Below are 14,422 nucleotides of genomic sequence, written 5' to 3'. Positions count from 1 at the left end.
GATGAACACTATTGTCCGCCCCGTTCAGGGCGTCGGAATGCGACCCGTTGTCGCAGCGCGCAACGGACCGCGCCACGCCGAGGGTTGCCGCCGGCTCAGTCCGGCGACAACGGTCGGTTGAAGCGGCTCGCAGGCCGCAGAAGGATCCATGTGAACAGGCTGGAGGCCGCAGTCGCCAGCCAGAACATGAAGAACCCGAGGGTGTATCCCAGCTCGCGCGACATCGACAGATCCGGGAAGGTCATGTCGCGAAGCGCGAGCGGATCGACGAAGGCGAAGAACACCATGGTGCACACGCCCGCCGCGAAGAAGCTCGGCCACAGAATCGCGCCCACCCGCTGCGCCAGCGGACGTGGCGGGTGGTCGAAGCGCGGTTCCGTGAAATCCGTCATTGGCGTGCCGTGGTGTCCGCTGCCGGCTTATTGGACAACGACCAGACGTAGGCTGCAACCAGGCGCGAGCGGGTCTCGCCCAGCAGCTCGCGATGCGCGGGCATGACCCCGTGCCGGCCCTCGTTGATCGTCTGGCGGATGCTCTCGAGCGTGTTCGGATACAGGGTGTTGCGCGCCGTGAGGTTCGGAGCGCCCAACGCCTGATTGCCCTTGCCATCGACGCCATGACAGGCCACGCACAGGCCCTGGAAGTGCTGCTCGCCGCGTGCCGCCATGTAGTCGGTACTCAGCGTCTGCTCCAGGTCCGGCGAACGCAGCGCCCGCACATAGGCAGCCGTCTGGGTCACCGCGACATCGCCGCCGATCCCGGCCAGCACCGAGCCCAGCGGCGGCATGATGCCCTGCCGGCCATCGAGCACCGTCTCCAGGATCCGCTCCGGTTCGCCGCCCCAGTTCCAGACATCGTCGGTCAGGTTCGGGTAGCCGGGTGCGCCCTGCGCAGTCGAGCCGTGGCAGGCCGCACAGGTGTTGACGAAGATCGAACGGCCCAGGTCCATCGCCCGCGGATCGCCGGCCAACTGCTCGAGGGGCTTGCCGGCGAATGCACCGAAGGTCTCCTCGAGTTGTGCATCACGACGGGCCTTGTCGGCATCGTGCTCGCGCGCCGAGGTCCAGCCGCTGGTGCCTGCGAAGTTGCCCAGGCCGGGATACCAGATCAGGTAGCCGATCGCGAACACCACAGTCAGGTAGAACAAGTTGATCCACCACTTGGGCAGCGGCTTGTTGTACTCGGTGATGTCGCCGTCCCAGACATGGCTGGTGTCATCAGGCTTCGGGTCGCCGGGGCGGCGCCGCGACGTCCAGATCAGCAGCCAGACGCAGCCGACGATGTTCAACGCCACGATGGCGATGACATACCACGACCAAGCGTTGCTCATGACCCCTGCTCCTCGTCATCGTCCAGCGGCAGTTGCGCGGCTGCCTCGAATTCGGTTTTGCGCTTCGGGCTCCACGCCCAGACCCAGCCGCTGATGAAGCACAGCAGCAGGATCGCGGTGACGATTCCGGAAATCATTGGCTATCCCCTCCCTTGGGGGCGTGGCGACCGAGGCCCTGCAGGTAGGCGACCACGGCATCGAGTTCGGTCTTGCCTGAAACGTCCTCTACGGCCTGCGCCACCTGCTCGTCCGAGTAGGGATCGCCCAGGCGCTGCAGGGCGCGCATGCGGCGGCTGACCTGTTCGCCATCGAGCGTGGCCTTGGCCAGCCACGAGTACGCCGGCATGTTCGACTCGGGCACCACGTCGCGCGGGTTGTTCAGATGCACGCGGTGCCAGTCGTCGGGGTAGCGGCCACCGACGCGGGCCAGATCCGGCCCGGTGCGCTTACTGCCCCACTGGAAGGGCCGGTCGTAGACCGACTCACCGGCCAGCGAGTAGTGGCCATAGCGCTCGGACTCGAAGCGCAGCGTGCGCACCATCTGCGAGTGGCAGTTGTAACAACCCTCGCGGACGTACACGTCGCGTCCGGCCAGCTCCAGCGCCGGGTACGGTTCCACGCCCGGCAGTGGCTCGATGGCCTCGGCCTGGTACATCAGCGGCACGATCTCGGCCAGACCGCCGAACGACACCGCCACCGCAATCAGCACCGCCATCAAGCCGACGTTCTTCTCGACTTTCTCGTGCGCGTTCTTGTTTTCGCCGCTCATGCCTGGCCTCCTGCGGAGACCTGCGCGGCCACCGGGGCGGGGTTGTGGGAGACGTCGGGCGGAAGCACCGGCTGGTCGGCCGTCACGACCTGACTCTGGCGGTAGGTCTTCCAGAAGTTGAAGGCCATCAGGAACATGCCCGACAGGATGACCAGGCCACCTAACAGACGCACCAGGTAGTACGGATAGGTCGCGCTGAGGCCTTCGACGAAGCTGTAGGTCAGCGTGCCGTCCTCATTGGTGGCGCGCCACATCAGGCCCTGCATGACGCCGGCGATCCACATCGAGGCGATGTAGAGCACCACGCCCACGGTGTGCAGCCAGAAGTGCAGGTCGATCCACTTGGTCGAGTACATCTCCTTGAGGCCCAGCAGGCGCGGCATCAGCGCGTAGATCGAGCCGATCGAGATCATCGCCACCCAGCCCAGCGCACCGGCGTGCACATGGCCCACGGTCCAGTCGGTGTAGTGCGAGAGCGAGTTGACGGTCTTGATCGACATCATCGGTCCCTCGAACGTGGCGATCATGTAGAACGAGATCGCGACGATCAGGAACTTGAGGATCGGATCGGTGCGCAGCTTGTGCCACACGCCCGAGAGCGTCATCACGCCGTTGATCGCACCGCCCCAGCTGGGCGCCAGCAGGATCAGCGAGAACACCATGCCCAGCGACTGCGCCCAGTCCGGCAGCGCGGTGTACTGCAGGTGGTGCGGGCCGGCCCACATATAGACCGCGATCAGCGCCCAGAAGTGCACGATCGACAACCGGTAGGAGTAGATCGGCCGGCCGGCCTGCTTGGGCACGTAGTAGTACATCATGCCCAGGAAGCCGGCGGTCAGGAAGAAGCCGACCGCGTTGTGGCCGTACCACCACTGCACCATCGCATCGACCGCACCGCTGTAGACCGGATAGGACTTCAGCGGGCCGACCGGGATCGCGATGTTGTTGACGATGTGCAGCAGCGCCACGGCGATGATGAACGCCGCGAAGAACCAGTTGGCCACATAGATGTGCTTGACCCGGCGCTTGGCGATCGTGCCCAGGTAGAGCACCGCATAGGCGACCCAGACCACGGTGATCAGCAGGTCGATCGGCCACTCGAGCTCGGCGTACTCCTTGCCCTGGGTCAGGCCCAGCGGCAGGGTGATCGCCGCGGCGACGATGACCGCCTGCCAGCCCCAGAACACGAAGGCGGCCAGCTTGTCGGACAGCAACCGCACATGGCAGGTGCGCTGGACCACGTGCAGGCTGGTCGCAAACAGCGCACAGCCACCGAACGCGAAGATCACCGCATTGGTGTGCAGCGGACGCAGACGGCCGTAGCTCAGCCACGGGATGTCGAGATTCAGCGCAGGCGCGTAGAGCTGGGCGGCGATGATCACCCCCACCAGCATGCCCACGATGCCCCAGACCACGGTCATCACCGCGAACTGGCGGACTACTTTGTCATTATAGGTTTCAGTCATGGCGTGCATTCGCCGCCCCCTTTCTTGGATAGAAGAATGTTAGGCGCCCGTGATGTCGCTCTACCTTGATCTCGATCAAGGTGCCCCTGCGAGCGGTGTGCCCTGTCCATGCCCCGGCAGCCGGGGGACATGAACGCGCCCATCATAGACAGTCGCCCATTCATTTGCTGGCCCGGCGCTCGCCGCCCATCTGCGACCGATCAGCGCACCCATCCAGAACCGGGGTCAGAGTGCACTTCTCGTTGAGCGAGAAGTGCACTCTGACCGCGGTTCTGGACCCCGGTTCTGGGCGGGGCGGTACACTGGGGGCTCGTCCAACCACGAAGGCCCCATGGCAAAGCCCAACTACTCGTTCGAAAAACGCCAGCGCGAACTCGCCAAGAAGAAGAAGAAAGACGAGAAGGACGCCAAGAAGCGCGCCGAGCGCGACGCGACCCGCAGCGACACACCGGCCACGCCCGACGCCGCCGAGTGACCGCGCCGGCCGCGGATCCCGTGCGGATCTGGGTCGATGCCGACGCCTGTCCGGGCCCGGTCAAGGACATCCTGTTTCGCGCCGCCGAACGCGCCCAGGTCGCGGTCACGCTGGTCGCCAACCAGTGGCTGCGCACCCCACCCTCGCGCCACGTGCGCGCGCTTCAGGTCGAAGGCAGCCCCGATGCCGCTGACGATGCCATCGTCGCCCGCGTGAGGGCCGGCGATCTGGTGGTGACCCAGGACATCCCGCTGGCCGCCCGCGTGCTCGCGCTGGGCGCCCAGGCCATCGACCCGCGCGGCCAGCCGTTCACATCCGACAGCATCGCCGAGCGCCTGTCGATCCGCGACTTCATGGACGAACTGCGCGGCGCCGGCGTACAGACCGGCGGGCCGGCCGCCTTTCACGCCCGCGACCGCCAGGCGTTCGCCGGGCAGCTCGACCGCTGGCTGGCCAGGCGACGCTGACCGGCCCGCCCGACCTGATGCGCTACGCCGAACCGGCGGCGATGCCGTCGAGGGTCGCGACCGCAGCGGCCGGCAGCACCAGGTCCGCGGCAGCCAGGTTTTCGCGCAGGTGCGCGACCGATGAGGTGCCGGGAATCAACAGCAGATTCGGCGCGCGGCGCAGCAACCAGGCCAGCGCGACCTGCATCGGCGTCGCGCCCAGCGTATCGGCGACCGCCGACAGGGTCGAGGACTGCAGCGGCGTGAATCCGCCCAGCGGGAAGAACGGCACGTAGGCGATACCGTCGGCGGCCAGCGCGTCGATCAGCGCATCGTCGTCGCGGTGCGCGATGTTGTAGAGATTCTGCACGCACACCACCTCGACCATTCCGCGCGCCTGCGCCACCTGGGTCGCGGTGACGTTGCTCAGGCCGATATGCCGCACCAGCCCTTGTCGCTGCAGATCGGCCAGCACCGCGAGCGGTGCCTCGATCGAACCTTCCGCCGGACCGTGCGCCGACAACATGATCCTGAGGTTGACCACATCGAGCACGTCGAGGCCGAGGTTGCGCAAGTTGTCGTGCACTGCCTGGGTCAGCGCATCGACCGAGAACGCGGGCAGCCAAGACGCGTCGTCGCCGCGGCGGGCGCCGATCTTGGTCACGATCGTCAGGTCGTCGGGATACGGGTGCAGTGCCTCGCGGATGATCCGGTTGGTGACATGCGGGCCGTAGAAATCGCTGGTGTCGATATGGTCGACGCCCAGGGCGACCGCCTCGCGCAACACCGCGAGTGCTGCGGCATGGTCCTTTGGCGGTCCGAATACGCCAGGGCCGGCGAGTTGCATCGCGCCATAGCCCAGCCGCTTCACGCGGCGATCGCCCAAGGGGAACGTACCGGCGTTGTCGATCGGGGGCATGCGGCACTCTCGGGTCGGAAGGCGCCAGTATGCGCCGCTAAACGTGCTCGGCGGCCGGGTAGAGCTCGCGGTTCTCGCGCTGTAGCCGCTCGAACAGGCCGCGCAGCACCGTGTTGGCGCCGGCACGGAAGCCCTCCGGGTCGGCCTTGACCCGGGCCGGCACGCGCCACTGGCCAACGAACTCGGCAAATTCAGCGGCGATCCCCTGCATCTCCTGCTGGTAATGCGCGCCCATCGCCGCGACCGCCGGATCGCCGGCGCGCGCGAGCGTGGGATAGAGCACCTGGTCCTCGGCCGCGAGATGGAACTTGACGCGGCTGGCGAAGGCGATGATGTGGCTGGAGATCGCTTCGGCGTTGTCGGCGACGCCGGCATGGGCGAGCGCACGCAGCGCATCGATCTGGGCGGCGATCTCGCCGTGGTCATGGTGGTAGCGGCGGATGTCCATCCGACCCTCCGAAAAAAACCTGCGGGTTGCCTGTCGTTAGCGGCCGACGGGCCGACGGCTTGAGCACGGCCTCCACACGACACGCGCTAGCCTGCCTGCATGCACACGCCTCAGTTGTGGACGATCGGTCATTCGACACGGCCGATCGAGGTCTTCATCGACATGTTGCGCGCCGACGGCATCACCGCGCTGGTCGACGTCCGTCGCCATCCTGGCTCGCGCCGCCATCCGCATTTTTCCGCGCAATCGCTCGCGCATAGCCTGCCCGAAGCCGGCATCGTCTTCGTGCCGATGCCCGAGTTGGGCGGCCGCCGACGGGCGCTTGCCGATTCGCCGCACACAGCCTGGCGCAACGCCAGTTTTCGCGGCTACGCCGACTACATGGACACCGCCGAGTACGCCCAGGCCCGCACGCGGCTGATGGATCTCGCCCACGCGCAGCGCACCGCCTGCATGTGCGCCGAGGCGATGTGGTGGAGTTGCCATCGCAGCCTGATCGCCGACGACTTCAAGGCCCGAGGCTGGGAGGTGGTGCACCTGATGGCACCTGGCAAATCGCAGCCGCATCCCTGGACCGCAGCCGCGCGCATCGTCGATGGACGACTGGACTACAGTGCGCCTGCGCCGCCACAGGACGACTTGTTCGGGCGACAGACGTAGAGCGGCCCCCACCCGGCGCGCCAGGCGCGCCGACCTCCCCCGCACGCGGGGGAGGTACTTCCTCATGCTTGCCAGCCCTTTCCCCGCAAGCGCGGCCGTGGCGATGTGCTTGCAAGCTTCCTCTCCCTGCAGCAGCCGTCGCGATCTGCTTGCAAGCTCCCTCTCCCTGCAGCAGCAGTCGCGATCTGCTTGCAAGCACCCTCCCCCTGCGGCAGCCGTGGCGATGTGCTTGCAAGCGCCCTCCCCCGCCTGCGGGGGAGGGTCGGGGTGGGGGTAGCTCAGGACGCGGGCTTCTGCAGCGCCTGGGCCTGCTCGAGGTGGCCGGCGATCGTCTTGCGCGTGCTCTCCAGATGGCTGCGCACCTCGCCGGCACTGGCCTGCGGGATCAGCTCGCGATCGAGCTTGTCCAGTGCGGCCTGGTGGCCCTTGACCATCGCGTCGATCCACGCGGTCTCGAAGGCCTCGCCATCGAGTCCCTCCAGACGCTGGCGCTCGGTGTCGTGCTGGCGACGCTCGGCGGTCAGCGCCGGGTCGTCAGACGCTGCCGGCTGCGGGGATGCGCTTTCGTTTTTGCCGTCGAGCATCGCCTGGGTGGCCTGCATGCTGCGCTCGTGGTCGGTGCGCAATTGCTCGGCGTACGCGCGCGCGCGCTCGCCGACGCCTTTCTTCAGTGCATCCTGCGCGGCTGCGATCTCGTGGCGATCGACCTCGATCACTGCCAGCAGCGCCTTGCGATCCGCCGGTGCCAGTGCACTCGTGGCGCCGGCCCCAGTCTGGGCATCGCCTGGGGCCATCGTGTCGGCCGGGCCGGTGCCCATGGCCGCGCTGCCGTCGGCGGTCGGCCCGGCAGCAGGCGGGGTGCCCGGTGTGGCGGCAGCCTGGTGATCATCGGCGGCGCGGTCACCGCATGCCGACAGCGCGAACGCGAGCGAAGCCACCAGCAGGGTCGGACGAAGATTCATGGTCGCACTCCATAGCAGGACAGGAACCGCGATGCTGGGCGTCATGCCCGCCGCAGGCGGTGAAGCCGCGCGCCAGCGCCACGGCACTTTCTGCGCACCCGCCTTCCTCTGCCCCGTTCATGTCGTGCGAGGACGCCGATCGCGCCGTGCACAGGTCCCTGTCGCGCCCCGCAGGTCACGACCTCCGCATGCCGTCCGGCCTGCATCGTGCCAGGCCCCTGCGCTAGCATCGGCCCGTCCCGCCTTGCGCATCCCCATGGCCCTCCCCGCTCCAACCCTGCCGATCGCCATCCGCTCCTACGGCGCGGACAGCCAGGTCGATCGCCACGATTTCGCGCAGGTGGTGCTGCCTCTCGACGGCCAGTTGCACATGGACATCGCCGGGGCCGGGGCCCGGCTCGATCGCAGTCTCGGTGCCTTCGTCGAGGCCGGCGCCCGGCACGACCAGATCAGCGACGCCGCGAATCGCTCGATCATTCTCGATCTGCACGCCGGCGACCTCGACCCCCGGATCGCCGATTGTCTGGCGCGTCGGCCCTATATCGCGCTGGCCCCCGAAGCGCGCAGCCTCATCGACTACATGGAAGCGCTGACCTTGCGCGGCAACCTGTCCGCGCATCGCCTCGGGTTGTGGATCCCGCTGCTGCTCGACACCCTGCTCGGCGAGCCACCGCAGCCGCGCGCCCGGCTTGCGCCATTGTTGGCGAGAGTCGAGGCGCAGCCGGCGCGTGCCTGGACCGCCCAGACGATGGCCGCCCAGCTCGGCGTGAGCGCCAGTCGTGTGCATGCGCTGTTTCAGCAGGAACTGGGCACCACGCCACGTGCCTGGCTGTCGGCACTGCGGCTCGGGCGGGCCCGCGACCTGCTCGTGCGCACGGCGCTGCCGATCGCCGAGGTCGCCTACTGCTGCGGTTACGCCGACCAGAGCGCGCTGACCCGTGCGATGCGGCGCGCGAACGGCCAAACGCCCGCGCAACTGCGCCGCCAAACGCGCGGCTGACGGACACGAGCCCCGGCCCAGAACGACGCGAGACCAGGTCAAGACGGCGTTTCCGATCGCACCTATCGTGCGGCGCATGGACATAACGCGCCCCCGTCCCCGACACGACACCCTCGCCGGCGTCGCCTGCGGCATCGGCGCAGGCGCGGTGTGGGGCCTGGTCTTCTTGGCACCGGCGCTGGTACGCGACTTCCGGCCGCTGGACCTGACCATCGGCCGCTACCTGTTCTATGGCCTGTTCTCGATCCTGCTGATTGCACCGCATTGGACGCGGCTGGTGGGCCTGCTCGGTCGCAAGGAATGGCGCGGCCTGGTCTGGCTGGCATTCACCGGCAACGTCCTCTACTACCTGCTGCTGGCGAGCGCGGTGCAGTTGGGCGGCATCGCGATGACCTCGCTGGTCATCGGCTTTCTGCCCGTCGCTGTCACCGTGGTGGGCAGCCGCGACCACGGCGCGGTGCCGCTGCGTCGGCTCGCGCCGTCGCTGCTGCTGGCGGCGGCCGGGGTGCTGTGCATCGGCTGGCAGGCACTGGCAATGCCGGCGGCGGACACCGTCGGTCGGCAGTTGCTGGGGCTGGCGTGCGGCGTGGGCGCGCTGGCCGCCTGGACGTGCTTTGCGGTGAACAATGCGCGCTGGCTGGCCCGGCTGCAGCACGTCAGCTTCCACGAGTGGAACCTGCTCACCGGCGTGGTCACCTGTGGCCTGACCGCGCTGCTGCTGCCACTGGCGTGGGCGCTGCCGCGCGTGCCGCAGCCGCCCTCGGCCTGGGCCTTGCTGATCGGCGTATCCGCCGGCGTGGCCTTGCTGGCGTCGATGGTCGGCAACGCACTGTGGAACCGCATGAGCCGCCTGCTGCCGCTGACCCTGGTCGGGCAGATGATCCTGTTCGAGACGCTGTTCGCCCTGCTCTACGGCTTTGTCTGGGAACGCCGCCTGCCCACGCTGCTGGAGGCCGTCGCGTTCGTGCTGGTGGCGCTGAGCGTGGTCACCTGCCTGGCCGCGCACCGCGCACCGGCCACGTCGGTGCCTGCATCAGGCTGAACCGGCGTGTCCGGACACACGGACCGCGGCATCACTCAAGGCGCAGCGTCGTCCACGTCGCCCTGCCCAACCTTGCCGGCACCGGGTCCGGCGCCAAGCTCGGCACCGGTCAGCGGATCGATGCCGGGATCGGACTGCGTGCGCACGGCAAGCGCCTCCAGTGCAGCCTGCTGGGATTCGCTCACCACGACCGATGCACTGCCGTCGCCGCCGTCGACGGCCGCCTGCGCTTGCCGATCCTCGACGCGGTCCCAGGCCGGACCGCTGTTCCACGGCCCCGCCTGGTCGCCTGGGCCCTGCGACATGTCGTAATAGACATCCGTGAAAGCAGGATGCCCGGGCAGCTTGCCCGGCGGGAAGTTCGGGCTGATCGCATACAGCGCTTTTTCGAAGCTCTTCTGGTGCGCGACCTCGCGCGTCATCAGGAAGATCAGTGCGTCCTTGATGCCTGGATCGTTGGTGACATTGATCAACCGCTCATAGACCAGCTTGGCGCGCGACTCGGCCGCGATATTGGAGCGCAGGTCGGCCGTCGGATCGCCGATGGTGTCGATGTAGGCCGCCGTCCACGGCACGCCGCTCGAGTTGACCAGCGCCGGGCCGTTCCCGTACAGGATCGCCTCCGTCTGGCTGGTGCTGTTGCCGCTGAGCACGCGCATCTCGGCCATTTCCTCCATGCCTTCGGCCAGTTCGCCCTTGGCGCCCTTGTTGAGCATGGCGATGATCGAGCCGATGATCTCCAGATGACTGAGTTCCTCGGTGGCGATGTCGTAGAGCATGTCCTTGCGCCCCGGATCGTCCTCGGCCAACGCCTGGGTGAAGTAGCGCATGGCCGCTGCGAGCTCGCCCTGCGGACCACCGAACTGCTCGAGCATGAGCGTGGCCAGGACGGGATCGCCGCGTTCGACGCGGACCGTGTATTGCAGGCGCTTGTTGTGCATGAACATCGGGGTCTCCTGCGGCGGCGCCGCTTCGATGGGTCGGCGCCCACCCTGGTCGCGTGACAATCATGGCCGCGTACGCGGCGCGCCTGCCTACCGCGATCCGGCGCAACAACTGCAGGGTCAGCGATGCCGACACCCCCCAACCCGCCCCGTTCGACCGCGTCGCTGCGACACGCATGCACGCATCGTGATCCCACCTCCGTCGGCGCTCACATGCCGGCCACCGCGCCATGACGCGTGCGGGGACCGGCGCACAATGGACGTCACTGGAACGCGCTCGCCACATGCCGCGCGTATGGCGCTTTGCCCCCAGGGTTCAAGCTGGCAGCACTGCTCAGTACACGTCACCTCAATGCGCGCAGGCGCCACGACGCCAGGGCCACTGCGACCGTCCCGATCGCGGCGCCCGGCCACGCGCCCAATCCCAACGCAGCGCCCAGGCCGGCGTACAACGCCACGCCGCCGAGCATCACATCGACGCGCCGATCGGTCGCCGCCACATCGCGATCACGCCGCAGTTCGAAACGCACGACCAGTGCGAGCAGCGGTGCGACCATCACCAGGCACAGCGCAATCCAGCCTGCGCGCCCGAGCCAGAAGCCCGCCTCGCCCGGCAACCCGGCGTCGATCGGCAGTCCCAGTCGCTCGCCCAGCCAGGCGGCCGGCAGCTCGGCGAGCTTGTGCCACAGATACAGCGGCATGCCGAGCGCGCCGAGCACCGCGATCGCCTTCGCCGGCGCACGGCCTGCGAGCACGCGCCGCGCCAGCGGCTCGCACAGCAGCACCAGGCCCACCTGCAGCCACATCACCCCGATCAATGCCAGCGTCGGCGGCAGCATGTTGTTGCCGGCCAGCGTCACCCCGACCATCGCGACCGGATAGCCGGCGGCGATCGCCAGCGCCAGCCAGACCACGCCGAGCAGCAGCAGGCCGGCACCGGTCGCCGGCCCGCGGAAGCGCCCGCGCTTCCACGCGATGCCCAGTTGCTGCGGAATCAGCCACACCACCAGCATGTTGAGCCAGGCGATGCCGGCCGGCCGCTCGGTCGCCAGCTGACCGAGCGTGCGCAGCGCACCGATCGATGTCGCCCCGGCGCGGGCGATGTCGAGAATGCCGGCCACCACGACCAGCCCGGCGACCGCGCCCAGGCCCAGGCGCGCATCCAGGCGCAGACTCCAGGGCAGCAGCGCCTGCACGGTGAGCAGCATCAACAGGAACCACAAGTGGATCGTCAGCGAGCGCTCGAATACCGCCAACAGATGACCGCCCGACAGCCATGAAAACATCGCGATCGCGGTCAGGACCCCCAGGTAGGTCAACGTCGGCCGCGCCAGACCCAGCGCTCGGCCCGCCCACCATTGCACCTGCGCGCCCTGCGCCGCCCGCCGGGCCACGCTGTCGGCACTGACCGCCGCCGAGACGAACACAAACAGGGGCACGACCTGCACGATCCAGGTCAACCAGCCGGCCGCGTCCCAGGCCGCGAGCAGGTGCTCGGTGTCGACCAGTACGCCGTCGACCAGGCGCGGCAAGGTCGCCATCCAGTGCCCGAACACGACCAGCAGCAAGGCGCCGGCGCGCAGCGCATCGGGGTACGGGTCGCGGGAAGACGGCGTCATCGGCGGCGCAGCTCCTGGGCTCGGCACGCCGACGAGCATACCCAGGCGCCGCGGCGCAGCGCGTCATGCCGGCCCCGCACCGCCCGCGCGAAGGCGCCCGCTGCCCGGCGCCGGCCACGCCGCCTACAATGCGCGCCCCCCGCTGCCCCCGGAGCTGCATGAACATCGTCGTCGTCGACGCCCTGAAGGCCTACATCGATCCGCTGACGCCCGACGAGCACGAGGCGCTGGAGCGCAGTCTGCTTGCCGAGGGATGCCGCGATGCGCTGGTGCTGTGGGGCAACGTGCTCGTCGACGGTCACAACCGTTACGGCATCTGCCAGAAGCACGGCATTCCATTCCAGACCGTGCAGAACACCCGTTTCAAGTCGATGGACGATGTCCACCTGTGGATGATCGAGCAGCACCTGGGCCGGCGCAGCGTGTCGGACTACCAGCGCGGCGTGCTCGCGCTGCGCAAGCGCACGATCCTGGAAGCGCGCCAGCAGGCCCGGCTCGAATCGCCCCCGGCTGCGAGCGGCGAAGAGGCCGCCACGGCGACCGAAGACGACGACAGTCCGCCGTGGGACGACACCCCCGTACCCGCCACCCGCGCCGATCTGGCGCGCGAGGCCAGGCTCAGCGCCAACCAGGTCATGATGATCGAGCGCATCCACGCGCAGGCGACGCCCGAGGTGGTCGAGGCGCTGAAGGCCGGCGAGATCTCGATCAGCGCCGCCGCCGCGGTCGCCAGCCTGCCCGAGGACGAGCAACGCAGCGCGGCGCAGGCCGGCAAGGCAGAACTCAAGCAGGCCGCCAAGCGTGCCCGCGAGGCGAAGAAGCGCCCGCGCACGCCCCGCGAAGGTGAGGACGGCGAGACCGCCGAGGGCGACACCGCCCCGGACGCGCGCGCATTGCAGCGGCGCGTCGACGTGCTCGAGCGCGAGAACGCGCAACTGCGCGCCCAGGTCGAGACACTGCAGGCGCAGTTGCTGCGCCTGCGCAGCTGACCGGCGTGGCCGGCGCTGGCGCGCTCTGCGGCCGCCTGCTCAGGGGGCCACGATCGTGCCGGGCAACGGGTGCCCTGCCAGCCGCATCGCATACAGCGCCGCGCCGTGATGCGGCGCGTAGCGGGGTGCCCGCAGTTCGAAGTCGACGCCGGTCGCCTGCAAGGCCGCAGCCAATGGCGTCTGCAGCAGCGCGCCCGCACCGAAGGCACCGCCTGAGCAGGTCACGGGCACCTGGGCGTCATCGTCGAATTCGAGCGCGCGGCGCACCGCATCGATGATCGCCGCCAGTTCCTGCCCTGCCCGTTCGTAGATCGCGCGGGCCGCCTCGTCGCCGGCTTCGGCCGCCTGGGCGACCTGCAGCGACAGCTGCGCGATCCGGTCGCGCGTCAACGCCTGCGCGCCGTACACCCGCGCACACAGATCGAGGTCGTCGGCGAGATCGAAATGCGCACGCAGCGCCGCATGCAAGGGGCCGCGCGGCAGCCGGCCATCGCTCATGCGCGAGAACGTGTTGAGGCCCTGGATCGCGATCCAGTACGCCGAGCCCTCGTCGGAGAACACCTCACCCCAGCCGCCGGCCCGCGCCTGGCGTCCCTGCCGCTGGCCGTAGGCGATCGAGCCGGTGCCCGCGACGATATTGATGCCGTCCGCGCAGGCCAGCGATCCCGCCCAGCCGCAGACCATGTCGTTGTCGCAGCGATAGCGCCGATGGCCAAGCAGCGCCTCGGGCATCGCATCGAGCTGCGGCGTGGCCACGGCGTCCTCGCCATGCGCCGGCAGACCGAAGAAGGCATAGGCGATCCTGTCCGGTGTCGCCTGCGCCTGCCGGGTGACCGCGTCGATGCCGTCGGCCAGCAACGCACGCACGCCGTCGAGCCCGATCTGCGGGTGATAGGCCGTGCCGCGCTGGACCTCGGCGCGCACGCCGCCTTCGCCATCGAGCAGCACGAAGCGGGTCTTGGTGCCGCCGCCATCGACGCCCAGGTAGTAGGACGCGCCGCTCATGGCACCAGCGGGTACAGGCGCACGCCCTGCACGACCCGGTTCACCGTGCCCTGTGCATTCGGGCTGTCGGGCCGCACGCCCAGCGCCCGCGAAGCGTGAAAGGCGAACAGCTGCGCCACGGCGACATAGGGCCACAGCAGGTCGAGATCGTGGGCGCGCGCGAGCCCGGGCACGGGCACCGCATCGCGCGCCGGGCCATGCGGTTGGGCGGCGGTGACCTCGATCACGCGCGCGGCCACGCCATCGCCACGCAACTCGTCGAGCAGGTCGAGATCGTAGCGCCGGGTCAGCGGGTCATTGGACACGAACACCACGACGAGCGTGCGTGCATTGACGAAGGTCTTGGGG

17 protein-coding genes and 1 pseudogene are annotated in these 14,422 nt (G+C 69.0%); 6 read left to right on the top strand and 12 right to left on the bottom strand.

The genetic code is table 11. The features are described 5' to 3' along the window. Positions 1 to 95: 95 nt before the first annotated feature. Genes WAF18_RS13390 through ccoN form a run of 5 tightly spaced genes read right to left on the bottom strand, consistent with a single transcriptional unit; the run spans position 96 to position 3,574 of the window. Positions 96 to 392: a hypothetical protein gene (locus WAF18_RS13390; RefSeq protein ID WP_183425493.1), complete on the bottom strand. Its 297-nt coding sequence runs from the start codon at positions 390 to 392 to the stop codon at positions 96 to 98. Continuing rightward, complete coding sequence (gene ccoP / locus WAF18_RS13385; protein ID WP_183425494.1) at positions 389 to 1,330, bottom strand: cytochrome-c oxidase, cbb3-type subunit III; 942 nt, start codon at positions 1,328 to 1,330, stop codon at positions 389 to 391. The genes WAF18_RS13390 and ccoP overlap by 4 nt, the downstream gene beginning before the upstream one ends. Further along, the gene (locus WAF18_RS13380; protein WP_183425495.1) at positions 1,327 to 1,467 is read right to left on the bottom strand and encodes a CcoQ/FixQ family Cbb3-type cytochrome c oxidase assembly chaperone; all 141 of its coding nucleotides are present in this window, start codon (positions 1,465 to 1,467) and stop codon (positions 1,327 to 1,329) included. The genes ccoP and WAF18_RS13380 overlap by 4 nt, the downstream gene beginning before the upstream one ends. Next, a complete protein-coding gene (gene ccoO, locus WAF18_RS13375; protein ID WP_337245553.1) occupies positions 1,464 to 2,099 on the bottom strand; it encodes a cytochrome-c oxidase, cbb3-type subunit II in 636 nt (211 codons plus the stop codon). The genes WAF18_RS13380 and ccoO overlap by 4 nt, the downstream gene beginning before the upstream one ends. Beyond that, complete coding sequence (gene ccoN, locus WAF18_RS13370) at positions 2,096 to 3,574, bottom strand: cytochrome-c oxidase, cbb3-type subunit I (RefSeq protein ID WP_337245552.1); 1,479 nt, start codon at positions 3,572 to 3,574, stop codon at positions 2,096 to 2,098. Before ccoN ends, ccoO begins: the two co-directional genes overlap by 4 nt. Positions 3,575 to 3,896: 322 nt before the next feature. Between ccoN and WAF18_RS13365 the strand changes: the two genes are divergently transcribed. Both WAF18_RS13365 and WAF18_RS13360 read left to right on the top strand, forming a co-directional pair. Beyond that, positions 3,897 to 4,040, top strand: a complete 144-nt coding sequence (locus WAF18_RS13365; RefSeq protein ID WP_183425498.1) for a hypothetical protein — start codon at positions 3,897 to 3,899, stop codon at positions 4,038 to 4,040. Further along, positions 4,037 to 4,507: a YaiI/YqxD family protein gene (locus WAF18_RS13360; RefSeq protein WP_337245551.1), complete on the top strand. Its 471-nt coding sequence runs from the start codon at positions 4,037 to 4,039 to the stop codon at positions 4,505 to 4,507. Before WAF18_RS13365 ends, WAF18_RS13360 begins: the two co-directional genes overlap by 4 nt. A 22-nt stretch (positions 4,508 to 4,529) precedes the next feature. On the opposite strand, the gene WAF18_RS13355 is transcribed toward WAF18_RS13360, so the two are convergent. Both WAF18_RS13355 and WAF18_RS13350 read right to left on the bottom strand, forming a co-directional pair. After that, positions 4,530 to 5,405, bottom strand: a complete 876-nt coding sequence (locus WAF18_RS13355) for an aldo/keto reductase family oxidoreductase (protein ID WP_337245550.1) — start codon at positions 5,403 to 5,405, stop codon at positions 4,530 to 4,532. A 37-nt stretch (positions 5,406 to 5,442) separates the two neighbouring features. Then, positions 5,443 to 5,853, bottom strand: a complete 411-nt coding sequence (locus WAF18_RS13350; protein ID WP_337245549.1) for a hemerythrin domain-containing protein — start codon at positions 5,851 to 5,853, stop codon at positions 5,443 to 5,445. A 99-nt stretch (positions 5,854 to 5,952) separates the two neighbouring features. On the opposite strand from WAF18_RS13350, the gene WAF18_RS13345 reads away from it, so the two are divergent. Then, positions 5,953 to 6,513: a DUF488 domain-containing protein gene (locus WAF18_RS13345; RefSeq protein ID WP_337245548.1), complete on the top strand. Its 561-nt coding sequence runs from the start codon at positions 5,953 to 5,955 to the stop codon at positions 6,511 to 6,513. A gap of 278 nt (positions 6,514 to 6,791) precedes the next feature. Here WAF18_RS13345 and WAF18_RS13340 read toward each other — a convergent pair whose 3' ends face one another. Then, on the bottom strand, positions 6,792 to 7,475 hold the full coding sequence (locus WAF18_RS13340) for a DUF4142 domain-containing protein (protein WP_337245547.1): 684 nt from the start codon (positions 7,473 to 7,475) through the stop codon (positions 6,792 to 6,794). Between the two features lie 256 nt (positions 7,476 to 7,731). Here WAF18_RS13340 and WAF18_RS13335 point away from each other — a divergent pair, with 256 nt between their 5' ends. Further along, on the top strand, positions 7,732 to 8,475 hold the full coding sequence (locus WAF18_RS13335) for an AraC family transcriptional regulator (protein ID WP_337245546.1): 744 nt from the start codon (positions 7,732 to 7,734) through the stop codon (positions 8,473 to 8,475). 76 nt (positions 8,476 to 8,551) lie between these two features. Beyond that, positions 8,552 to 9,517 (top strand): DMT family transporter, encoded by a 966-nt coding sequence (locus tag WAF18_RS13330; protein ID WP_337245545.1) that lies wholly within the window; start codon positions 8,552 to 8,554, stop codon positions 9,515 to 9,517. A gap of 35 nt (positions 9,518 to 9,552) precedes the next feature. On the opposite strand, the gene WAF18_RS13325 is transcribed toward WAF18_RS13330, so the two are convergent. Both WAF18_RS13325 and WAF18_RS13320 read right to left on the bottom strand, forming a co-directional pair. After that, the gene (locus WAF18_RS13325; protein ID WP_337245544.1) at positions 9,553 to 10,464 is read right to left on the bottom strand and encodes a manganese catalase family protein; all 912 of its coding nucleotides are present in this window, start codon (positions 10,462 to 10,464) and stop codon (positions 9,553 to 9,555) included. Between the two features lie 341 nt (positions 10,465 to 10,805). Then, the gene (locus WAF18_RS13320) at positions 10,806 to 12,080 is read right to left on the bottom strand and encodes an acyltransferase family protein (protein ID WP_337245543.1); all 1,275 of its coding nucleotides are present in this window, start codon (positions 12,078 to 12,080) and stop codon (positions 10,806 to 10,808) included. 158 nt (positions 12,081 to 12,238) lie between these two features. On the opposite strand from WAF18_RS13320, the gene WAF18_RS13315 reads away from it, so the two are divergent. Next, positions 12,239 to 13,069: a plasmid replication/partition related protein gene (locus tag WAF18_RS13315; RefSeq protein WP_337245542.1), complete on the top strand. Its 831-nt coding sequence runs from the start codon at positions 12,239 to 12,241 to the stop codon at positions 13,067 to 13,069. 39 nt (positions 13,070 to 13,108) lie between these two features. Here the strand turns inward: WAF18_RS13315 and WAF18_RS13310 are convergent, their stop codons facing one another. Further along, positions 13,109 to 14,074: a BadF/BadG/BcrA/BcrD ATPase family protein gene (locus WAF18_RS13310; RefSeq protein ID WP_337245541.1), complete on the bottom strand. Its 966-nt coding sequence runs from the start codon at positions 14,072 to 14,074 to the stop codon at positions 13,109 to 13,111. Then, positions 14,071 to 14,422, bottom strand: a pseudogene (locus WAF18_RS13305) (sugar isomerase); the annotation flags it as partial. The gene WAF18_RS13310 and the pseudogene WAF18_RS13305, both read right to left, overlap by 4 nt.

It is taken from the genome of Luteimonas sp. gir (assembly GCF_037198055.1).
Taxonomy (GTDB): Bacteria; Pseudomonadota; Gammaproteobacteria; order Xanthomonadales; family Xanthomonadaceae; genus Luteimonas; species Luteimonas citri_A.
The sequence above is the reverse complement of the archived record's forward strand: the minus strand, read 5'-3'. Positions and strand labels throughout refer to the sequence as shown.